At 44.7% G+C, this 21,219-nt stretch carries 20 protein-coding genes; 5 read left to right on the top strand and 15 right to left on the bottom strand.

Going from position 1 to position 21,219, the window contains the following annotated elements:
• Positions 1-69: 69 nt before the first annotated feature.
• On the bottom strand, positions 70-789 hold the full coding sequence (locus EL268_RS18395) for a 3-ketoacyl-ACP reductase (protein ID WP_106652816.1): 720 nt from the start codon (positions 787-789) through the stop codon (positions 70-72).
• 177 nt (positions 790-966) lie between these two features.
• Positions 967-2,487 (bottom strand): carboxypeptidase M32, encoded by a 1,521-nt coding sequence (locus EL268_RS18390; RefSeq protein WP_106652817.1) that lies wholly within the window; start codon positions 2,485-2,487, stop codon positions 967-969.
• Positions 2,488-2,761: 274 nt separating this feature from the next.
• Between EL268_RS18390 and EL268_RS18385 the strand changes: the two genes are divergently transcribed.
• Together EL268_RS18385 and EL268_RS18380 are read left to right on the top strand one after the other, a co-directional pair.
• Positions 2,762-4,360, top strand: a complete 1,599-nt coding sequence (locus EL268_RS18385) for a peptide chain release factor 3 (RefSeq protein ID WP_106652818.1) — start codon at positions 2,762-2,764, stop codon at positions 4,358-4,360.
• Positions 4,361-4,430: 70 nt separating this feature from the next.
• Entirely contained in the window at positions 4,431-5,027 is a 597-nt protein-coding gene (locus EL268_RS18380) for a histidine phosphatase family protein (RefSeq protein WP_106652819.1), read from the top strand.
• On the opposite strand, the gene EL268_RS18375 is transcribed toward EL268_RS18380, so the two are convergent.
• The 3 genes from EL268_RS18375 to EL268_RS18365 are packed head-to-tail and all read right to left on the bottom strand — an operon-like array spanning position 5,024 to position 7,235.
• A complete protein-coding gene (locus tag EL268_RS18375; RefSeq protein WP_164724489.1) occupies positions 5,024-5,533 on the bottom strand; it encodes a GNAT family N-acetyltransferase in 510 nt (169 codons plus the stop codon). The two genes, EL268_RS18380 and EL268_RS18375, sit on opposite strands and share 4 nt — an antisense overlap.
• 30 nt (positions 5,534-5,563) lie before the next feature.
• Positions 5,564-6,652, bottom strand: a complete 1,089-nt coding sequence (locus EL268_RS18370; RefSeq protein WP_106652821.1) for a M24 family metallopeptidase — start codon at positions 6,650-6,652, stop codon at positions 5,564-5,566.
• A 31-nt stretch (positions 6,653-6,683) separates the two neighbouring features.
• The gene (locus EL268_RS18365) at positions 6,684-7,235 is read right to left on the bottom strand and encodes a helix-turn-helix domain-containing protein (RefSeq protein WP_106652822.1); all 552 of its coding nucleotides are present in this window, start codon (positions 7,233-7,235) and stop codon (positions 6,684-6,686) included.
• 170 nt (positions 7,236-7,405) lie between these two features.
• Here EL268_RS18365 and EL268_RS18360 point away from each other — a divergent pair, with 170 nt between their 5' ends.
• Both EL268_RS18360 and EL268_RS18355 read left to right on the top strand, forming a co-directional pair.
• On the top strand, positions 7,406-8,554 hold the full coding sequence (locus tag EL268_RS18360; protein ID WP_106652823.1) for an MFS transporter: 1,149 nt from the start codon (positions 7,406-7,408) through the stop codon (positions 8,552-8,554).
• 206 nt (positions 8,555-8,760) lie between these two features.
• Positions 8,761-9,744, top strand: a complete 984-nt coding sequence (locus EL268_RS18355) for an ABC transporter substrate-binding protein (RefSeq protein ID WP_106652824.1) — start codon at positions 8,761-8,763, stop codon at positions 9,742-9,744.
• A 61-nt stretch (positions 9,745-9,805) separates the two neighbouring features.
• On the opposite strand, the gene EL268_RS18350 is transcribed toward EL268_RS18355, so the two are convergent.
• From EL268_RS18350 to EL268_RS18305, 9 genes are all read right to left on the bottom strand, one after another.
• Positions 9,806-10,600 (bottom strand): DUF817 domain-containing protein, encoded by a 795-nt coding sequence (locus EL268_RS18350; RefSeq protein WP_106652825.1) that lies wholly within the window; start codon positions 10,598-10,600, stop codon positions 9,806-9,808.
• A 39-nt stretch (positions 10,601-10,639) separates the two neighbouring features.
• Positions 10,640-11,443 carry an alpha/beta hydrolase gene (locus EL268_RS18345; RefSeq protein ID WP_106652826.1) on the bottom strand — a complete coding sequence of 268 codons (804 nt, stop codon included), beginning with the start codon at positions 11,441-11,443 and terminating at the stop codon, positions 10,640-10,642.
• Positions 11,440-12,441 carry an ABC transporter substrate-binding protein gene (locus EL268_RS18340; RefSeq protein WP_106652827.1) on the bottom strand — a complete coding sequence of 334 codons (1,002 nt, stop codon included), beginning with the start codon at positions 12,439-12,441 and terminating at the stop codon, positions 11,440-11,442. The genes EL268_RS18345 and EL268_RS18340 overlap by 4 nt, the downstream gene beginning before the upstream one ends.
• A 46-nt stretch (positions 12,442-12,487) precedes the next feature.
• Positions 12,488-13,678: a helix-turn-helix domain-containing protein gene (locus EL268_RS18335; protein WP_106652828.1), complete on the bottom strand. Its 1,191-nt coding sequence runs from the start codon at positions 13,676-13,678 to the stop codon at positions 12,488-12,490.
• Between the two features lie 740 nt (positions 13,679-14,418).
• Positions 14,419-15,207, bottom strand: coding sequence for a toll/interleukin-1 receptor domain-containing protein (locus EL268_RS18325; RefSeq protein WP_106652830.1), 789 nt, complete (start codon positions 15,205-15,207; stop codon positions 14,419-14,421).
• A 957-nt stretch (positions 15,208-16,164) separates the two neighbouring features.
• Positions 16,165-17,370 carry a hypothetical protein gene (locus EL268_RS18320; protein WP_197724030.1) on the bottom strand — a complete coding sequence of 402 codons (1,206 nt, stop codon included), beginning with the start codon at positions 17,368-17,370 and terminating at the stop codon, positions 16,165-16,167.
• A complete protein-coding gene (locus tag EL268_RS18315) occupies positions 17,367-18,209 on the bottom strand; it encodes a serine/threonine-protein kinase (RefSeq protein WP_106652831.1) in 843 nt (280 codons plus the stop codon). The genes EL268_RS18320 and EL268_RS18315 overlap by 4 nt, the downstream gene beginning before the upstream one ends.
• A complete protein-coding gene (locus EL268_RS18310; RefSeq protein WP_106652832.1) occupies positions 18,181-18,873 on the bottom strand; it encodes a hypothetical protein in 693 nt (230 codons plus the stop codon). Before EL268_RS18310 ends, EL268_RS18315 begins: the two co-directional genes overlap by 29 nt.
• Before the next feature lie 244 nt (positions 18,874-19,117).
• Positions 19,118-19,945, bottom strand: a complete 828-nt coding sequence (locus EL268_RS18305; protein ID WP_106652833.1) for a sulfurtransferase — start codon at positions 19,943-19,945, stop codon at positions 19,118-19,120.
• Positions 19,946-20,044: 99 nt separating this feature from the next.
• On the opposite strand from EL268_RS18305, the gene EL268_RS18300 reads away from it, so the two are divergent.
• On the top strand, positions 20,045-20,644 hold the full coding sequence (locus tag EL268_RS18300) for a DUF502 domain-containing protein (protein ID WP_106652834.1): 600 nt from the start codon (positions 20,045-20,047) through the stop codon (positions 20,642-20,644).
• A gap of 69 nt (positions 20,645-20,713) precedes the next feature.
• Here the strand turns inward: EL268_RS18300 and EL268_RS18295 are convergent, their stop codons facing one another.
• Positions 20,714-21,163 (bottom strand): hypothetical protein, encoded by a 450-nt coding sequence (locus tag EL268_RS18295; protein ID WP_106652835.1) that lies wholly within the window; start codon positions 21,161-21,163, stop codon positions 20,714-20,716.
• Positions 21,164-21,219: the final 56 nt, after the last annotated feature.

Genomic DNA, 21,219 nt, shown 5'->3' with positions numbered 1-21,219 from the left:
TCGAAAAAAAGCGAAAAGAAATCCGCGTGTACGAGCGGACTCTTTTCGCTTTATTTTGCCCTGCCATTTCTATGGATTGGTGGACCACAGTCCAGCGGATTTCACAAAAATGCGTTTGTTCAGCTTCAGCTGACTAACTACGAACTCAGCAATATCCTCAGGCTGCATAGTCTTTTCAGGATTTCCGTCGGTCAGACCCAAGTCAATTGCCATATCGGTTGCTACTGTGCTAGGCGTAAGCGCCGTTACGCGAATGTTGTGTTTGCGCACTTCGAGAGCCAACGATTCAGTCAGACCAAGAACACCAAACTTGGACGCACTGTACGCGCTGGTGACAGGAGCTCCTTTTTGCCCAGCAGTGGAGGAGATGTTGATAATGTCACCGGAGTTTTGGTCAATCATGCCCGGGAGTACAGCGCGAGTCACGTAGTATACGCCCATTAGATTGACTTGGATGATTTGCTCCCATTCGCTTGTTTCAAGCTCCAGGAACTTGCCGAATTTAGCGACGCCTGCATTGTTGAGCAGGATATCAATTTGACCCAGTTCGTTTTTGATAGAGGTAACGGCTGTCGTGACATCATCATAGCTGGAGACGTCTGCTGTCGCAATCGCAACCTTCACGCCGTATGCTTCTACTTCCTTGGCTACTTGCTTCAAATTTTCCTCAGAGCGAGCCAAGAGGCCGAGATTCACGCCTTCTTTTGCCAAAGCAATTGCAGTAGCGCGACCAATGCCTTTACCTGCTCCTGTAATGATTGCGGTTTTTCCTTTTAGATCGATAGCCAATCGATAACACTCCTTTTTCAAGACAATAGGAATCTCATGTATATTGTGCAGTGTACTAGCATTTATCCGCGGGGGGAAGGATGCACTTTTATGTACGTAGGTTACGAAAGGTAACTGCATATAATAAAAATGTCCTCCCTGAGCAAGGAGAACATTGGATAGCAAGGGTAGAACTGCTTACAGCTTGTATACGTCTGTATATTTTTTCTCAAGATAATTCATCAAGTAAGTCGCATTTGTGCCTTCGCCAGTAATTGCTTGAACGAGTTCACGAGGACTTTTCATTTTGCCGTATTGATGGATTTTTTCCTTGAGCCATTCACGGATCGGTGCGAAATCGCCTTTTGCGATCAGTTCTTCGTAGCCGTCGATCTCACTCTCCATAACGTGTACGAATTGTGCCGCATACACATTACCCAGCGAGTAAGTCGGGAAGTACCCGATCATTCCGCCTGACCAGTGTACATCCTGAAGCACACCCAATGCATCTGTTGGAGGCTCGACACCCAGGTATTCTTTCATTTTTTCGTTCCAGATTTTTGGCAGATCAGCCACTTGAATCGTTTGATTGATCAAGCCTTTCTCGATTTCGTAGCGGATCATGACATGCAGGTTGTACGTCAACTCATCTGCTTCTGTCCGGATAAAGGAAGGAGTAACAGCGTTAACCGCACGATGCAGGTCTTCGACAGACACGCCTTCAAACTGGGTAGGAAACGCTTTTTGCAAGTCAGCGAAAAAGTGATTCCAGAACGGCAGACTGCGTCCGACCATGTTTTCCCAGTAGCGGGATTGAGATTCGTGAATCCCCATGGAGGTACCATCGCACAGTGGTGTGAACAGCAGGTCTGGATTGATGTTCTGCTCGTACATCGCATGGCCAGCCTCGTGAATACAACTGAAGAGCGCAGAATTGAAATCATTTTCAGCGTAGCGCGTCGTAATGCGGACATCACCAGGGTTGAAGGTGGTGCAGAACGGATGCGCACTGCGATCCATGCGGCCAGATTTGAAGTCGTACCCGATTTTCTCGAGAATATAACGGCTGAAAGCTTCCTGGTCGGCCACAGGGAAGTTTTTCGTCAAGAATGATGTGTCTGGCTTGTTCGGGGAGTCGGAGATCGCTTTTACCAGCTTGACGGTTTTCTCACGTAAGGTGGCGAAGATCGGATCGAGCTGATCGACAGTCATGCCAGGCTCATACATGTCCAAGAGGGTGTTATACTTGTTTTTGCCATCATGTCCCCAATATTCGATGAACTCGAGCTGGAAGTTCACGATTTTCTCCAGATACGGCTGGAACATGGAAAAGTCGTTGTTGGCACGAGCTTCTTCCCACACCGTTTCTGCCTTGGCGGTCAATACGACGTACTCCTGATGCCTGTCAGCAGGAATTTTCTTGTTGCGGTCAAATTCCTTTTTGCATTCCAGCACACTGTGACGGGTAATTTCATCCAATGTTTCGAGAACAGATGGCTCACTCAGCTCCGTCAAAAGCGCTTCCATTTCTTTAGACGTCGCCAGCTTGAATTGCTCGCCAGCCAATGTCCCGATGATTTCGGAACGGGCATCCATCCCATTGCGAGGCGCTTGTGTGGCCTTGTCCCAATAAAGAACGTTCAGTGCTTGCGTGTAGCTGGTTATTTTCTTCACATAGTCCCGGAATTCGGCCGCACGTGTTTCAACAGTCGTTGACATAGGGTTCCTCCTGTAGATTTGTCATATTCTGGCAATTAATATGTAAGTCATGCAGTCAAAAAATTTTTACTACTGAATATTATATCGGTTTTTAGGAAACTTGGCTACGCAAAGCCTTTTGCGTGGCCTTCGTTGCGCTTATACGATCATCTTTGAAATCATTATTTTTGCCGATCCTGCATGAAAAATTACTAGGTGGATGCGGCAAGCATTTGTCGGTATAATCGTAGAGGAAACGAATGTGTTACTTATTTGCGATGACAGGAGAATGAAGATGAGTCAATCCAATCCCCAATGGGAAAATGAGATAGCAAAACGCCGTACCTTCGCCATCATCTCCCACCCGGATGCGGGTAAAACGACAATGACGGAAAAGCTGCTCTACTACGGCGGAGCCATCCGTGAAGCAGGGATGGTCAAAGGGCGCAAAAATTCAAAGCATGCCACCTCTGACTGGATGGAGATCGAGAAAAAGCGTGGAATCTCCGTTACGTCCAGTGCAATGGATTTCGAATACAACGGACATCACATCAACATTTTGGATACACCTGGTCACCAGGACTTCAGTGAAGATACGTATCGTACGCTGACGGCTGCTGATGCTGCTGTGATGATTATCGACGTAGCAAAAGGGGTAGAGGCACAGACGATCAAGCTGTTCAAGGTCTGTCGGATGCGGGGTATTCCGATCTTTACGTTCGTGAACAAGCTGGACCGTCACGGTAAAGATCCATTCGAGCTCTTGGAAGAAATTGAGCGCGTACTGGGTATTCGTTCTTATCCGATGAACTGGCCGATTGGGATGGGCAGTTATTTCAGCGGCGTATTTGACCGCATGAAGTCTCGTGTCGAGCTGTATCAAAGCAATACACAGCACGAGGAAATTTCCTTTTTCCCTGTAGAGGGAGCAGAAGATCCATTGATCGGTGATCGTGTCGGTCAAGACCTGTGGCAGCAATTGCAGGACGAAATCTCCCTGCTGGATGTTGCGGGAGATGAATACGATCCGGAACTGATCAACAAAGGACAACTGACGCCTGTTTTCTTCGGTAGTGCCATCAATAACTTCGGTGTACAAACATTCCTGGACAACTTCCTGCAAATGGCGCCAGCACCTTCTGCGAAGAAGAGTACAGAAGGCTTGATCGATCCATATTCGAACGCGTTCTCCGGCTTCATCTTCAAAATCCAGGCCAATATGAATCCAGCTCACCGAGATCGCATCGCTTTCTTGCGTATTTGCTCCGGCAAGTTTGAGCGGGGAATGTCAGTCAAGCACGTCCGTCTTGGCAAAGACATCAAATTGGCGCAGCCGGTACAGTTTATGGCACAGGATCGCGAAATAGTCGACGAATCGTTCGCGGGAGATGTCATCGGTCTTTTCGACCCGGGCATTTTCCAGATCGGCGATACGCTCTGTGTCGGAAAATCGTTTGAGTACGAAGAAATGCCGCACTTCTCGCCGGAGTTTTTCTCCAAGGTGATGGTGAAGGACGCGATGAAGCACAAGCAATTCCAAAAAGGGATCATGCAATTGACCGAGGAAGGAACGGTACAGTTGTTCCGCACCCATCCGATGGAAGAGCTGATTCTTGGCGTGGTAGGTGTGCTGCAGTTCGAGGTACTGGAATACCGATTGAAAGCCGAGTACGGGGTAGACATCATGCTGACGCGTATGCCGTATCAAATCGCTCGCTGGCTCGAAGGGGAGAAAGCAGACCTCGATGCTGTGAAGAACCGAACCGTTTCCGACCGTTATGGCCGTCCGGTTATGTTGTTTGAGAGCGAGTACCAGCTGCGTGTCGCGATGGATAAGTACTCGAATATCAAGTTCCACGAGAGTTCTCTCGGTTTGAAAACAGTTCATTCTTAATTGAAAAAGGAATTGCAGGGCCTCCCGATCACGGTGAGGCCCTCTTTATCCGTCATGAGGAGGCAAAACGATGCAAATTTTGTTGATTCGGCATGGACAGTCTGAAGCCGATATTTTGAATGTACATGAAGGCAAGGCAGATTTTCCTTTGACAGAAGAAGGGCGTGAACAGGCACGGCGCATGGCAGTGCGCGTTTTGGAGCAGTTTCCTCCCGACTTTATTTGGGCCAGCACACTCAAGCGAGCCAGTGAGACCGCTTCTATTTTGGCTGAGACAGTGGATTGTCCCGTTCAGTACATACCCGAGCTGCAAGAGCACAATAATGGAGACCTGGCAGGCAAGCCCTTAGAGGAAGTCCCGTTTCCATGGGGAATCTTGCCGCACGAAAAGCTGGGCGGAGATGGCGAGAGCAAGATCGAATTCCGCGCACGCGGGGAGCAAATCTATTCTGCAATCAGACATCACAGTACTTCCTATAAAAGAATTGCGATTGTTTCCCACGGCGGCATGATCTCCAGAATCATCGAAAGCTTCTTGCAACTGCCTGTCTTGCACGACATTTACTTTGGCACAGGCGACACAGGTATCCACTTGTTGGAGTATAACGAATACGGACGTCTGATCCATTTCACGAATTCCACGACTCATTTGGACAGCATGGACTAGAACTCGATGGCAAAAACCTTGACCTCCGCCGTATCATTTGGAAGGGTAATCATCCCTTTTTCTTGCAGGCCAATTTTCTTTAGAAGATTGGCAGATGTTGCATTATCGGGGTTGGTGATTGCTACGATGCGCTTTAAACCAACAACTTCTTTTCCGTGGGCAAGAACGGCAGAGGCTGCCTCATACGCGTAGCCTTTGCCCCAATATGCGGGCAGATAGGCGAAGCCGATATCGACATCTTCCAACGAATCTCTCTTGATCAGTCCACATAAGCCGATCGGAACATTGCCTTCCTTTAATGCTACCAAATACAGACCAAAGCCAAGACTCTCGTACATCGCGACAGCACCATTCAAAATATAGTTGCGGGCGTCTTCCGTCGTACGAAGACCACGATCGCCAATAAATCGAATCCAAGAAGGCTCATTCATCAGTTTCAAGACAAAATCAGCGTCTTCCGCAGTTTGCCAGCGGAGGATGAGACGATCTGTTTCCAGCACTTTCAAAGGAACGACACCAGCCTTTTCTTTTATTATTTATCCGATGATTTGCAACTCTTTGGGAAAAGACGTCAATACCTCTACGCCATCCTTCGTGACGAGCACGTTGTCTTCAATGCGGATGCCACCGATCTGCGTGTTATAAATGCCCGGTTCAATCGTGAAGACCATGCCTGGGATGAGTTCTCCTTCTGCCTGGCTATGAACGTACGGGGCCTCATGAAGCTCCAATCCGATTCCGTGCCCGACACGATTGATAAAAAATTCTCCATAGCCCCGGTCCGCAATGACAGCTCGTGCAGCTAGGTCAACATCTGCAATCGGAGTGCCTGGTCGAACGGCTTTTATCCCGGCCAGATTCGCTTGCAAGACCGTATCGTACATGTCAAGCAATTCTGTACTCAGTTGCCTAACTGCAAAAGTACGAGTCAGGTCCGATACATACCCATCGACATACACCCCTGCGTCAATCAACAAAACTTCTCCTGCCGCAATCAGCCGATCCCCTGGGTCACCATGGGGCAGTGCTGCTTTTTCTCCAGCCAGTACAATCGTTGAAAAGGAAGGGCCGTGGGCTTTTAGCTTCTTCATCTGGTATTCCAGCTCTGCGACGACGTCCAGTTCCGTTATCCCTACGGATATCAGAGGGAGCGTACGGCGCAGGGATTCCTCCATCACCCAAATAGCACGTTTGATCGTAGCGATTTCAGATTCATCCTTAGCCACGCGTATACTGCACAGCAATTCTCCGACATCCACTGCTTCTGTAGCGTGCACCATCGATACGAGTGCCTCATATGTTTTTGCTGTCAAATGGTTCTTCTCCACACCAATGTGAGAGAGGGGAGTCGGCAGCAGATGCTGAAGCACGGTTAGTGCATTCTGTGAATCGTCATGCGTGTAAATCATAATGGCAGGACAAGCCTCCCGGGCTTTTTCACCGTCCAGCAGAGGAACGAAGAGGAAGGGGGATTCGCCTCTCACTAAGACGAGGCTCATAAAACGTTCATGTGGCTCTGTCAAAAATCCGGTAAAATAGTACACGTTTTTGGGATGCGTAATAAACAATACGTCCAGTTTCCTGCTTTCCATATACGCGTGCAGTTTTTCCAGTCTTTCTTGCATCCAGATCACCCTTTTTTATTGGTAGACAAGGTTAGGTTCTAAAAATGACAGGCGTCAAAACGGACAGAATCTCGGCTTCTTCAAGAGTGGAAGGATTGTACCACGTATGAAGGAGAGAGGAAGGGAAGTGGATCGTGTCTCCTTGCTCGAGATGGTATTCCGTTCCGTCGACGACGATGGTGACACATCCTTTTACCACGTAGTAAAACTCTTCACCGGGATGCTGAAAGGCGACATGCTTTATCTGTCCGGGCGGCAGCACGTTGAGGAGGGGTTCAAGCGCCCTGTCGGGGAAATTCCCACCAATTCGAATGTACTTCACTGGTGAACCTTCTATCTGCAACGTTTGACGCTTTTCAATGGGTGTGTGGTACGTGACATCTTCTTTTACTTCAAAGAAGTACGTAATGGGGACACCCAGACATTCCGCAATTTTTTGCAGAGAGGTAATCGCGAGCGAGCTGTTGCCACGCTCTACTTGTGATAAAAAACTGACGGAGAATCCTGATTTCTCGCTTAAATCCTTTAAAGTAAGCTCCTGCTGTATACGAAGTGCTCGTATTTTTTTGTAAACGTGCTCCAAAAAGTCACCTCCTGATCAAAAATGATTACAGTATTACAGTAAATATTACGGTAATACAAAATTAAATGCTACATTTATTCTGAATCTTCCCTCTTATTTAGCTATCCTACTTGTACCATTCCCTTCATATACTGGGACAAAGACAGGCCGTTAGAGAGGAAGGGAATGCTTTGAGGGCTCTCCTGTTAGTGGTTTTGTTTCTTGTATCCTTTGACATGCACGCGCAGACGCCTCTTCTTGCGCCGTATTTAAACGTATTGGGTGTATCCGCTGCGATGATCGGCTTCGTGCTCGGCGGGTATGCGATCAGTAATTTGACAGGCAACCTGATCGCTGGCCCTTTTCTCGATCGCTATCCGAAAAAATGGTTTATTGCAGGTGGATTGATTTTGGCTGGCGTGATGCTGATTGGTCAAGGCATCGTGCAAAATACCGCGGGTTTCTTCACTTTTCGGCTGATGCTCGGGTTTTTGATGGCGTTTGTCTCTCCTGCTTGTTCTGCCTTGCTCGGAGAAACAGGAAAGACGGCACTTGAGCAGAGCGAGATCATGGGTAAAAAGGGATTGGTCCTTACCTCGGCAGGTATCGTATCCCCGGCAGTCGGTAGCTTTTTGGCGGTGCAGTTCGGCTATGGTCAATCATTCGTGATTCTCGGCTACATGATGATTATTGCTGGCGTTTTTGCTTGGATGATGTTGCCCCAGAGAGTAGAGGGAAGCGCGCCGTCTACGCCACGGATCAAAGGTGGAGGCAAGCAGAGCCTTACCGCCATCCTGGAAAATCGAATGCTGTACCCTGCGTTTCTTGGGGGATTTGCGATCATTTACGCCCAAGGAACGATCATCTATGAAGTGCCTTTGCTCATCCAAAAACAAGGGATGTCCCCGGCAGTTACCGGTATATTGTTCAGCTTGAAAGGGTTGGGGGCACTTGCGATTCTGTGCCAGTTTTGGCTGCATCGCGTCCCGGTCGAGACGAGAACGTTTGCTGGATTGGGTGTGCTCAGCCTTCTTCTGTACGCTCTCGCAATCGGGCTGGCGATTCCGATTCACGTCATGATGTTTTTCTTCGGTGCGTGCTTTGGGATGCTGTTCCCAGCTTTTGCGACCATTTTGACGGTACATTCACCCCGAGAGCTATACGGGAGCGTGTTTAGTATTTACTCAGCCGTATTGTCGATCGGAGCGGTATTGAGCCCAGTATTGGCAGGCTTGCTGGGGAATTGGCACCATTCCTACTTCATTGCATTTTTTGTAACAGCTGGCGTATGTCTGATCGGGGGACTGCATCGATTCTTGTTAAGCGGGGTTCCACGCTAAGAGGATAAAAAGTAGGGAGAAGAAGGACTTGCTGCTTAGTAAGTAAGCAGGGGGTCTTTTTTCGTTTCCATGAACAAAATGTTGAGCATTTTGCCATAATCCGCTATAATACCCATTGTGATTTTGATAATTATTCTCAATGGAAATGCGGTCGAGTTGGCAATTGTCGCTGCTTGATGGCATGACTCAGATGGAGGAACGCACCAATGAAAAAAACAGCCAAACTTTCGATAGCCAGCGTCGTATTGGCAAGCCTAGTTACAATCGTGAGTGCTTGCTCTGGCCAGCCGAACGCTGCGAATCCAGAGACACAGACGGGCAACAGCCAGACTGCGACACCAGCGGCTGAATCTCCACGGGTACTGAAGGATGCGATGGGAAATGAAGTAACAGTCCCAGCCCAACCGCAGCGCGTAATCGCTTCTTATCTGGAGGATCATTTAGTAGCGTTGGGTGTCAAGCCAGTTGCTCAATGGTCAGTAGGGAACAGCCAGGTACAAGGCTACCTGCAAAAAGAGCTGGCGGGTATTCCAGCGATTCCTTATGATTTGCCACCAGAGGTCGTGATGAGTCACAGCCCTGACCTGATTATTTTGGATAGCGCGACCCTGATCCAAGGGGACAAGTATAGCCAGTACTCCAAAATCGCACCTACTTATACCATTGGAAAAGAAAAGAACAGCGATTGGCGAAAAGAGCTCCTGACAGTAGGAGAAGTCCTCAACAAGGGGGAAGAAGCGAAGAAAGTGCTGGCGGATTATGAGACATTTGCAGCCGAGTCCAAACAAAAGCTGCAGCAAGCGATCGGGGAAAAATCAGCGGCAGCACTGTGGATGACGGGGAAAAATGTGTACGTAGCACGTCAGGACTTGTCTAGCGGGGATGTGCTCTACAAGGACCTCGGGTTTAAGGTTCCTGCCATCGTTCAGGAAATCTCCAAGTCAGGAGAAGCAAACTGGAACGCGATTTCCATGGAGAAATTGGCTGAACTCGATGCCGAGTACTTGTTTATCGTAACCAATAATCCAACTACTGTGGAACAGCTGCAAAAGGATCCAGTATGGGCGAATATCCCTGCTGTGAAGAATGGAAATGCCTATTCGTTTGCGAAAGATTCCAGCTGGCTTTACACAGGTGTCATTGCCAACCGCCAAATGATTGAGAATGTATTGAGCAACGTAATCAAATAAGAAGAAAAAGAGAAAGCCTATCCACCCTTTGACGTTCCGTACGAAAGAGTAGATAGGCTTTTTACATGTATTTCTTGCTATCGTGGGATTGAGATCTTCTGGCTTTTACATGCTTCAATTCCGCCACGATAATAAAGCTCACGATGACAAGTAAAAACCACGAGCTGATTTTACTGAGATGCACGAGTTCCCAGCCTGCTCTTTGATTCGGATAATTCCAGGCGCCGAGGAACGTCGCTATATTTTCCGCAATCCAAATGAAAAAGCCGATCAAAAAGTAACCAAGAGGGATAGGCATGAAAAATCGCTCGTTCGCGACGCTAAAATAAACACGTGTTTTCCAGAAGACAATGAAAATAGCTGCCATCAGCACCCAACGCAAATCCCAAATATAATGGTGGGTGAAAAAGTTCAGATAGATCATTGCGCCCAAAGTGGTAGCGATAATCTGATTCGGCCAGCCGGAAAGTGAGACCTCTAGTCGGCGCCACGCTTGACACAAGTAGCTCGCGACACTGGCGTACATGAAGCCGCTGTAAAGAGGAACGCCAAACACCTTGCTGTACGCATCCTCTGGATAGCTCCAAGATCCCATATGCACCTTGAATATTTCCAAGCACAGCCCGATCACGTGAAAGACCGTGATGACCTTCAATTCGTCCCGAGACTCCAAGCCGCTTTTCACCATGAAGATCTGGAAGAGCAGGCAGAGCAAAAGCAGGAGGTCATACCTCGGCAAACCAGGAATGGTGACGAACTTGGATAAGGCCAGCGAAGCAAATATAAAGACCGGAAACAAGCAAGACATCGCTTCTTGATAGCCGAAATGAAGCAATAGACGCATAAATCGTATCATTTGTCTGTCCTTTACGTTTACGAAAGTAGTTTCAGAGGGCTAATCCGTAAGCACAAACCGCACCAGTCTATTAATAGCGGAAGGCAGCACGCTTACGTGGCCCTCATCTTCGAATTTGATGTAGCTTACTTGAACACCTTTGGTAGCGAGTGGTTCCATGCGCTCGACGACCCGTTGTGCACCCTCGACCATGAAGGTGAGCTCATCGCCGCCAACAATGACAAGAAGTTTAAGTTCGTGTTCCCCTTTCCATTGGGCGATAAAGCGCTCTTGCTCCCTCAATACCTCGTCGTTGCCCCACCAGACGGAAGGGCTGCCTGATACGACGTGTGAGAAAAGCTTCGGACGCGAGAACATCGTATAGAGTGTGAAATGCCCACCTAAGGAGTGGCCGAAAATGGCCTGTTTGTTCGGATTTATTTGCCATTCGGAAGAAATAGCTGGCATCAGCTGCTGTTCAAGGAAATCGAGGAACGAATCAACTCCGCCATGCTCTGGCCAAGGCTGCCCATTTGGTCGTTCAGGAAGTGTAGCCGCCTCCACAGGCATGGTCAGATCGTAACAACGGCGGTCCATGTCAAATGGCAGACGTGATGGATAGCCGATTCCTACAACAATGGCTGGGTTGAAGCCCTTCGGCTTACGAGTTTGTACCTTCACTGTCTCGGCAATCGTTCCGAATATCGCATCGCCATCCACGGCATAAATAACCGCATACCCTTCAGGAGGAGCTTCAGCTTCCGGAATCGCAATCATAATCCGATAGTCACGACCTTGGCTTGATTGCAGTGTCCACTCTACACAATTACGAGGGGAGTAGCCGTTTTTCTCGATAATTCTCATTTTGCAATCAATCCTTTCACATCGTCAATGACTTTCATATGTGCGATCAGACCGCCACTTAACCAGTGATCTCCCTCTACTTTAAACGTACGACCGTTCTTCACAGCCTCCATGCTCTTCCAAACAGCACTTTCTGTCAATTCTTTCTCGAATGCATCCCCCGTACCAGCGTCATTAATGAGGAAAATATAGTCCGCATCCAAATCAGGCAAGCTCTCTAGTGAAAAATGAATGCCACCGCCGGATACAACCTGGCTCGGCAAAAAGCCTAACTCATTGGTTAGTACATATCCACTGAAGAAATCATACTTGATGAAGAACATCCCTCTGCCATTGAAGCGGATGATTGCTGCTTTTTTGCCCTGGATATGGGGGGCCAGCACCTTTTTGGCTGACCCGACATGCTCCTTATACTTCTGCAAAGCTTGTTCAGCTTCCGCCGACTTGCCCAGCAGGTCGCCAACCACGCGTACGGAAGATTCAAGTTCAGCATTTGCTTGCTTGAACACATACGTTGGAGCAATCATCTTATATTTATCGTACACACCGCTTTCGATATGGTTGGCATTGTGCAAGAGGATGAGATCTGGCTCATGGGCCATAACCGCTTCCGGCTCTGGAGGCAACCCACCTGCGAAGGTAATGGACGGCACATCCTTTAGCTTATCTTGCAAATACATTTTTGGTCTTGAGCCAGTTGACCACTGCACGACCGGAGCAACGCCTAGTGCGACCAATGTATCTTCCAGATTGGGAGCGAATATTTTGGCAGGTGAGGAAGGCAAAGTCACCTCGTTACCCATTTCATCTTTTAGTACCCGCGGGTAGGCAGGCTGGTCAGAAGAGCTCTTTGCCAATCCTTCGGCACTCTCAGTCGCGGACGAATCGACCTTCTGCGTCAATGCCTCATTGCTTGCGTTGTTCCCGCAGCCTGCTGCAAGTCCTGCAACGAGCATCGTCGTGGTCAGCATCAGCGCCAGGCTAGTTTTCTTTGCCATACATGTGGAATCCCCTCTCGTTGATAATGTTTCTCACTACGAAACATTATAATTCACCCAAGATAGGGGCTCCATGGACAAGACCTTGAATCGCATTTGGACTTTTCCCCGTTACCATTAACAGCATTTCATCCAGCATCCGGTTCATGGCAACCGGTGAATACTCGTACCACGGATTGGAAGGCAAGGGATAGAGGTATCCATGTTGAACAGCGAGAAGTCCTCGCCAAAGCGAATGATGCTGCAGCGTCAGCCAGCTTAGGCGTGTCGACTCATCCAGACAAATGAACAACAGGATTCGCTCCGGGTCTAAGCTCGCAAGCTGCTCAAGCGTGATTGGCCGATTGCAAGTTTCCGTTTCCTCTTCCACAAGAGAAAGCTGCAAATCATCACACAGAAGCTCCTTCATCCCCTTGTTGCTGTAGAGATGGATGCCATCCCGATAAAGTCGAATGATCGCAAATTTATCTTGTTTGAGCACGGACTGCAAGTCTGCGCGAACGGCAGCAGCTTTCGCTTCATAAAAAGCGATCCAGGAGTCACAAGCTGCTTCTTTTCCCGTATAACTGGCAACTTCACGTAATTGCTCTCTCCAGCCAGTAGATTGGAGCGTCAAGAGGTCTATGCCGTGTGCGTACAAGCGTTGCCTGGTAGTTTCGGGAAGCTCTATGTGGCTAATGACAACATCCGGCTTGGCAGCCATAAGCATGATTTCCTGATCGTCATCGTTCCACGGTGTTTCGACCGCTTTGAGATGAACCGCGATCTGTTGCTGATACTGCTGATAGTAATAGGGGGTCCACTTCGCATCCAAAGGAGCAGCGACTGGTATAATCCCCAGTACCACTAAATGTCCCAGCAGGGAAGGGGAATAGACGGCTACTTTGCGCTCGGAAGCTCTTTCATACGCGGAGGGGGACACACCCACTTCCTTCTTGAATTTCCGGCTAAAGTAAAACTCATCGTTATACCCGATTGTTTTCGCAATATCCCGCAGCTTCATATCCGTCTCGCGTAGCAATCGCTTGGCGTGATTTATTCGCAGACTCGTAACATAGTCCATGACACTTTGTCCGTAAGCCTTCTTGAACGAATCCCCAAAATAGCTCGGACTCAGGTTCGCCATCGCTGCCAACGTAGTTACGTTTAACGGACGATCGAAGTTACAGATCATATAGGCTCGAACCTCGCTAAGTGACATTTGACGTCTAGGCTCGTATTCTTCGTTATGCTTCATGAATCCATCCACCTTTTCAGGCAAGTACACAAGTTTGTGATAATGATAATTATTATCTATGAATGATAACGAAAATGATAGAGGAAGAAAAAATAAGGCGACCGCTCCTCAGTAACATAGGGAAACGATCGCCGCCAATCCAAATATGGAATTACTCTTCGCGAATTGCCTAATTACTGTGCCTGAGATTAGACACACGAAACTGCAGGAAAAACGTACCACTAGGATAACACTACGAAAGTGGACGGGATGAAGGCTTTGTAGCTTGTTTGAGTTTCGTTTAGAAGTAAGTCCTTATATTTGATTATTGAGATAAATAAGGAAGAGCCAACATGGCAAGTACAATGACAATAATAATGGGTATATAAAAGAGTCGCAGTGTTTTTGAAAAGCAAACGACAATCCACGATGAAACATTACCCTTATGTTCTGATGTATCCATTGTGAAGTCAATTACTTCTTCTTTTTGCTTTCTTACATGATTGTACAACTCGATGAATAGTTTTTCTTGGTGAAGAAAGAACCCATCTAGCAACCAAAAGATTACAGTCGGAAATATTGAGAGTATTATAAACGTAGAGTCCATATCTTGAGTGTTCGCGAATGCGAATAAACCCACTATTATAGTCACTGTCCACCCCTTGAGGAGAAATGAATTTGATGCCATGCGAGTAATTGTATTTTGTATAAACTCCAAGTGTTTAATCTTACTTTCCATAATATCCTCCAGGAGTGAATTATTAATTTACTGAAGACAGAATTTTCATCTCGTATAGGCTATCTAAAGGAAAAATATCATTACCATATTTTTGTTTATTGGTAGTATGGCGAGCAACCCACGCTTTAAGGTCAACATCACTTAGTGGTTCTAGATGCTCAAGAGGAGCATGATAATTAATACGCAAAGCTTTTTCACTTTTTTCAAGAGCATATTGCTCCAGGATAACTTTTGATCTATGTTGCTCTATATTTTTTTTTCTGATCAACTCCGTTATCGCTAGCTCATGATAAATCCAAGGTGACTTTGTTATTCCACCTACCACATCAGAAGCAGAAACGCTACTTGGAGTATTAAGAAAGAATACACATTCGGTTTTATCAATCATTTTTGTCAATGCAGTTGAAAGCATCATATGTACATGACTGGTGGAATGATTCCTTTTATCGTAGTCATATGTGGCTCCATTTTCATTTTTACAATATTCATTATCTATAATTTTTAATAGTCTATCTGAATAGCCCCAGACACAAGAATCAATGAACACAGTCAATTCAAAATTACTATATAACCAGCCTGCTAATGCCAGTGCTTTGTCTCGATCTTTATGTGAGTGCGATATAAAAATGTTGGCGTTAAATTCTGGGAACCAATCACTTTGCATTGCTGAACCGTCAATGCTTCCATCTTTATTTATATATTTATCAAGACTTTCCTCAATGTTACTTTTATATTGATTGTAAAAGCCTTCTCCGATAGATTTATAAGCATCGAAATTTTCAGTAGATTCAAGTTGAAATCCTGCAAACATTTTTTTCCCTCCAATCTTTTTATTAGCACTCATTGTTGTTGAGTGCTAATGATGTGGATTATATCATATGTTCAATATTAGAAATAGTATATTTGGTTAACAATCGTTCGACATTGTTCGACTGATCATCCCCTTCACAACTTTGTTGTCTATTGTATCCATTTTTTGGTACAAAGAGAAAAGAATGAACATTCTCCATTAAAAATCTAAGCCCTATAGTTGTTATTAACTTTCGATTAATATCTTTCTTAGGCATTAAAAGCTGGTTAAATTGACACAGTTTGTCGACGCAAACGACCATTGACGTTAATAAATACTAAATTATGACGCTTGCTTGAAACTGCAGGCGAATAGGGTTGGTAAAAAACATTATTGCGTTGGCAAATCACTAAAGTTATCAAAAAAAAGAGGTTTGACAAAAGAAGTAGACTGATGTAAACGAACAGTTGCTTTAGGTTGCAAAGAGCAGTCAGTTCGCCTCATCTTTAAGCTGGCAGCGATTACTGGGATGAGGAGCAGTGTAGCTGATGAATCCATTTAGGAAAGAATTGACCTGACAACGGGAAGGATATCTTTCCAGAGGTCTAATAATTGCGGAGGTTTTCGGACAATTTTTTATGAACGGAAGACGGCAGCAGCAATTCTAATGATGGTTATACCACAGCAACAATAGAGGTACTCAAGAAGCGCCGCCTTGTGGTTAGGGGGGAAAGCATAAAAATAGGGGACTAAGTACAACGAGTATGGATTGATAGTACAGATTAAGAATGGGTTTCCAGTTTGCCTATATTTCTTTGAATAGGCTATGGCTGTCCTGCAGCAATTTGGGGTAGACATAATAAGCCAGTAAAGCAGCAGTTATAGAACGGATTGTTTTCAAAACTCTTTAACATCAATTTTTAAAAGCCTCAACCTTCCTGCTTCATTTGAAAATAGGGAAGCTTGAGGCTTTTCACATTATTTTAATTGACTTATGTCTAGCCCTCTATCCATTTTAATCGCCGTAAGTGCAGTGAAAGTGGCATCCATGATCTTATCAGTAAAACCTCTTGAGCCTAGTTTGATTCCCTTTTCCTTTAGAACACTATTGTGATTAGAAGTGTCGTCTAATAACTTTATTACTGTATCAATTCTTTTACTTGCATGAACAGACATTAAAGAATTCCATTGTCTTCTTATTTCAAGCAAATAGTGTTTGAAAGCAGAGGGTTCTTTCCACAAAACTATTGCGGGGTTAAGTGCGGTTAGTAGTGGCTCGCAATATTCACATGAAGGACCAAACACTTTAATATTTCTTTTATATGCTAAAGAAAGTTGCTCTTTTTTAAACTCACTTAAAGAATTACCATCATAGTACCAAGTACCTCGTCGAAGTATTTCATCCTCTTCATCATCCACTTCTGCAAAAATGTCTGGATTAAACGATCTTACATTTCTAAAGTTTCCACTAGCAATAAAATCAACACCTACGGCAGAATAAATCAAAGATTGTTGATTTGCATAACCAAGAATAATTTGTTTTCCGGCAAGCTTCAAACTTAGAAAAGCATCAAGAAGAGAGTAGATGTAGGCTTCATTGTCAATTAAGTATAGATTGCTTGGTGATTTTAAAACTATATAAAATCCATCTACATTGTAGTTCACACAATTTCCAATAAGTTCATCGAAAGTATCAGTATTTAAGACAACATCTGGTCCCAAAGCGAGTGTTAAGTATGTTTTTTTGTTACCTTTCACATGTAGTGAACTTTCTATAAATATTTCTTGCATTTCAAGCCATTCTGTAGTAATTGCATTAATATAGCGGTTAGGTAAAATAATGTCATCTACTAACATCTTATTTACTTGATAATCAATTACTTCCTCACAGAATTTAACAGCATGATTTTTGTTAAATTCTATGGTTTGAAATGCGAGGTTTTTGAAATAAGGGAATTTTATGATTTTTTCCAAATTTGTGCCCGGAACATAGAATTGAGGATCAAATAATATTCTAGTACCATTTTTCTTAAGTTGCTTTGAATGGTTTTCTAATCTACTAATATCAGTCGAAACTTGAAGTGCTCTTGGAGCAAGAATTACGCCGAGATTGTCCTTGTATTTTTTTGAGAATTCCTGATTGATCTGGGTCATACCATACCCCTGCTGTAGATAGAAGCTCATGAAGATATCCCCCTTATTTTTAAAGTTTCTAAAATGTGACCTGCTGAGGGAGGTCGTCTATGAATTGCTTTGTTCAGACAAGTATGTACAATATGAGAGAAATCTTGATGGTCACACGACAAAAGGGGAGGGTTATATGTAATAGTATCTTTTAAAATAATTTCACTACTATCTGAATTTATTCTGAAAGGATTTACCCCCATTAAACATTCGTACATAATTATTCCCCACGTAAATAAATCCGTTCTATTGCAAATTTGCCTCTTTTGATTTTTTATTTGTTCCGGTGCAGCGTAACCAATTGTCATTGGACCGAAAAATGCAAGATCTGCAGTTAATGATTGTTTTTCCAAATCTCGAGCTATACCAAAATCGATTACTACTATTTTCTCGGTAGACAGAATAATATTTTCGGGCTTTAAATCTCTGTGCACTAAATTTTCACTATGAATAGTTTTTAATGCCTCCAGTAAGCTACATCCAAGTTTTAGAACTTCTGTAAAGTTCATTTTACCAACCATAATAAGATGTTTTCTTAAGTTGATTCCATCAATATACTCTTCAATTATGTACATAAACTCCTGATTTCCCAGAGTAAACGATCCATAACCATAAACTTTTGCAAAATTGTTTCCGACAAGTTTAGAGGCAATCTCCATTTCCCGAAGGGCACGTTTACCCGAAGAATCAGAGTTGATCTCTATAAGTTTAAGGACAACGGAACCATGAATGACATGATTCCCTAAAAAAACAACTTTTTGTCCGCCAGAGTCAAATCTTTGTAGCCCCTGAATTTCGGGTAGAAAAGATTCACAATGTTGGATGAGTTTTTCTATCATTGTATGCCTCCTGCACTACCTGTTCATTTATTTGCCATAATAAAGGTGTGTTTATTACACTTTTGTTTTGTGGCTTCAAAATTGTTGTGACAGTGTTTTGATCTAACATCAGTGTTAAACTTAGTCCTTTGCTATTACATTCATTTATTGTCTTATTAAGTATTGAAGGAGATACATTAGGAAGGAGTACAGCCGAATATCCAGTGAACCATAAATGCCTTTCTGCTTGTTCTATTGCATATTTCCACTTGGATAACTTTGCTTCGTAAGCTTGAATGTTTGTTACTACTAGTATTTCACTCCGTTTTTTCAGTTTGACCAAACCTGAATCTTCTTTGTAATCAACTAATCCTAGTTCGCTAAGATTATGAATTGTTTTTTCAACCTTAACTTCACTTGTGAAGAACGATTTCTTTATTGTTTGGGTTTTCACCCATCTTTTATCCGATAAATAAGCCAATAAGTAACCCATTATTTTTGTGAATTCAAATGTTTCTTTGTGTTCAGATAGCCTTTGTTCAAGTATTTTTTGATTATACTCGACCAATAAAATATCGGGTCTTCCAAAGTTTGTTTCTACTTCACGCATAATTTTTATAGATTTGTCTTTTGAAATTAATTTTATAAAGTGATCAACAAGTGATTGTTCACTTTCCCATATCATAAATTGCCCCATCCTTACTAATTATCTATAAATAATTTCTAGTCAAATCGTCCTATTTAATTACATTGTTCGACAAGTGGAACTATTTCCCTTTTTTTATGGAAAATTTTTATCTGGGTAACAGAAGCAGGTCAATGCATTGGTCACCCAAAGGATTGAAAACTCAAAAGGGGCTATACATCAGTCCACCTCGGGGTAACCTGTATAGCCCACAAATCCACATCTGGCAAGGCTTCCTTATCTATTATTCAACATCTGTTGCTACCGGATTATCAGGATACGAGCTCCAGTCACTCCAGCTGCCCAGATACAATTTCACATCTGTTCGACCGGCAGCATGGAAAGCGAGCAAATTGGAGCAAGCTGTCACACCTGAGCCGCAATAGACGATCAATTCTTTATCAGCGTATGGAGCCAGACGCTTTTGCAGCTCGTCTGCCGGAAGCATCGTCTGATCAGGAGTGAGGTTGTCCTTGTAAAAGAAATTGTGTGCCCCGGGTATGTGACCTGCTTTTGCGTCAATGGGTTCGTTCTCGCCGCGGTAGCGTTCTGGCGCACGAGAATCGAGCAAAACAGTATGCTCGCTGCGTTTTTTGACACCTTCCATGTCAATCAGCATGTCGTGGCGGACATGGGGGACGAACTGACGAGCTTGTACAGTAGGGACTTCTGCTGTTACCTCATAGCCAGCCTTTTTCCAAGCAGCGTATCCGCCGTCGAGTACAGCTACCTGATCGTGACCAAGGTATCGCAGCAGCCACCATAGCCGTCCTGCCATCGCCATTTCCTGATCATCGTAGGCGATGACAGTTGTGTTGGCATCGATTCCCGCATTTGAAAAATGGGCTGCCAGCAGATCCGTATCTGGTAGAGGATGCCGTCCACCATGCTCGCTTTTGGAGCCAGAAAGGTCACGATTCAGATGAAAGTAGAGGGCTCCCGGGATATGATCCTTCGTGTATTCCTCTGCACCTGCTTCAGAAGCACTTAAAGCAAAACGACAATCGACGATCACCAAATTTTCATCGTTCAGATGATCCTTGAGCCATTGAGGTGTGACAAGTGCTTGCATGAATTTCCCTACTTTCTCTTTTTTTCTTCATCATAGCAGATGGCAATCCAATCAGGTACAATAATTACGGTAAGGTGGTTAGGAGAGAGGAGAAGAGAGATGAAGCGTTTCATTCGCTATTTCTTAGAGGGGTTATTGTTTGTCATTCCTTTGGCAGTGACGATTTATATTTTATACTGGATTTTCACGACCGTGGATAACTGGTTCTATCTGCTGGTCCACAACTGGTTTAATTTACAAATTCCAGGACTTGGCTTCCTTTTGACCATACTCGGCATCACGATTGTAGGTTTCCTTGCATCCAATGTGCTGACACGCGGAGTGCTTTCGCTCGTGTCCACCGTTTTTGAGAAAGTGCCGTTTATCAAACTCATTTATACATCCATCAAGGATTTGATCGGTGCGTTTGTAGGGGAGAAGAAGAGCTTCGACAAGCCGGTGCTCGTGACGCTGTCCAAGGATGGAAATGCGAAGGCCATTGGGTTTATTACAAAGGAAAGCCTCGATTCTTTCGGTCTCACAGACCATGTAGCGGTCTATTTGCCACAGTCGTACAATTTTGCAGGAAATCTCCTGTTGTTTCCGAACGATCAGGTACAGCTGCTTGATACGGAAAGCTCTGAAGTCATGGCATTCCTGGTATCGGGTGGAGTATCTGGAGGGCCGCAAAACGTAAACAAAAAAAGCAGTGATGCTTAAATAATACAAACCTCCAGCGCCACGAGTCTTGTGGTTTTGGAGGTTTGTTGCTTTTTTGGGGGAACTTCCTTAGTGTTCTCTCAATTCAATCCTGTAGTTACTATAGCGATCATTGTCAGAGGTGGTATTTCCATAAACTTTGAACCACACCTTCGTTCCCGGATTGATCCCAAATATCATCCATTCTTGCCCGCCATTTCCTGAACTCGCTAAGTCAGTCGTGTATTCGTATCCTTGGGCATCTCTTTGAATGACCAATAAATTATAATTCTCGTTTGGCGGGGATTGCAAAATGATCGCAGCCGATTTTTGAGAACCTGAATTGTTTTGATGATAGTACCAGTCGACATCATTATAGTCCTGAAGTGTATCACTGTAACTTGCACCAAGACCTAAGTGAATGGCTTGCTCTCTCGTATCACCCCATCCATCAGAGGCGAATGCTGCTTGCGAACCAAAAGTTAACGCGCAAACAGCTGTACCTAGGCAAACCCATTTTTTTAGCTGATTTTTCAACATTTCTCCCACTCCTTGATTTACATTTAATTACAGTTTAGTGTATCGTTCAATTTGTT

The sequence above is a fragment of the Brevibacillus brevis genome (assembly GCF_900637055.1).
Lineage (GTDB): Bacteria > Bacillota > Bacilli > Brevibacillales > Brevibacillaceae > Brevibacillus > Brevibacillus brevis.
This window is presented reverse-complemented; position numbering and strand designations above follow the sequence as displayed.

Bases quoted from the DNA above. Each gene is read 5' to 3' on its own strand.
- EL268_RS18370 (WP_106652821.1), bottom strand. From the start codon at position 6,652: ATGCAAGAAAGACTGGAAAAACTGCACGCGTATATGGAAAGCAGGAAA.
- EL268_RS18355 (WP_106652824.1), top strand. From the start codon at position 8,761: ATGAAAAAAACAGCCAAACTTTCGATAGCCAGCGTCGTATTGGCAAGC.
- EL268_RS18380 (WP_106652819.1), top strand. From the start codon at position 4,431: ATGCAAATTTTGTTGATTCGGCATGGACAGTCTGAAGCCGATATTTTG.
- EL268_RS18345 (WP_106652826.1), bottom strand. From the start codon at position 11,443: ATGAGAATTATCGAGAAAAACGGCTACTCCCCTCGTAATTGTGTAGAG.
- EL268_RS18295 (WP_106652835.1), bottom strand. From the start codon at position 21,163: ATGTTGAAAAATCAGCTAAAAAAATGGGTTTGCCTAGGTACAGCTGTT.
- EL268_RS18315 (WP_106652831.1), bottom strand. From the start codon at position 18,209: ATGATAGAAAAACTCATCCAACATTGTGAATCTTTTCTACCCGAAATT.
- EL268_RS18305 (WP_106652833.1), bottom strand. From the start codon at position 19,945: ATGCAAGCACTTGTCACACCTCAATGGCTCAAGGATCATCTGAACGAT.
- EL268_RS18350 (WP_106652825.1), bottom strand. From the start codon at position 10,600: ATGATACGATTTATGCGTCTATTGCTTCATTTCGGCTATCAAGAAGCG.
- EL268_RS18320 (WP_197724030.1), bottom strand. From the start codon at position 17,370: ATGAGCTTCTATCTACAGCAGGGGTATGGTATGACCCAGATCAATCAG.
- EL268_RS18340 (WP_106652827.1), bottom strand. From the start codon at position 12,441: ATGGCAAAGAAAACTAGCCTGGCGCTGATGCTGACCACGACGATGCTC.
- EL268_RS18335 (WP_106652828.1), bottom strand. From the start codon at position 13,678: ATGAAGCATAACGAAGAATACGAGCCTAGACGTCAAATGTCACTTAGC.
- EL268_RS18300 (WP_106652834.1), top strand. From the start codon at position 20,045: ATGAAGCGTTTCATTCGCTATTTCTTAGAGGGGTTATTGTTTGTCATT.
- EL268_RS18325 (WP_106652830.1), bottom strand. From the start codon at position 15,207: ATGTTTGCAGGATTTCAACTTGAATCTACTGAAAATTTCGATGCTTAT.
- EL268_RS18310 (WP_106652832.1), bottom strand. From the start codon at position 18,873: ATGATATGGGAAAGTGAACAATCACTTGTTGATCACTTTATAAAATTA.
- EL268_RS18390 (WP_106652817.1), bottom strand. From the start codon at position 2,487: ATGTCAACGACTGTTGAAACACGTGCGGCCGAATTCCGGGACTATGTG.
- EL268_RS18385 (WP_106652818.1), top strand. From the start codon at position 2,762: ATGAGTCAATCCAATCCCCAATGGGAAAATGAGATAGCAAAACGCCGT.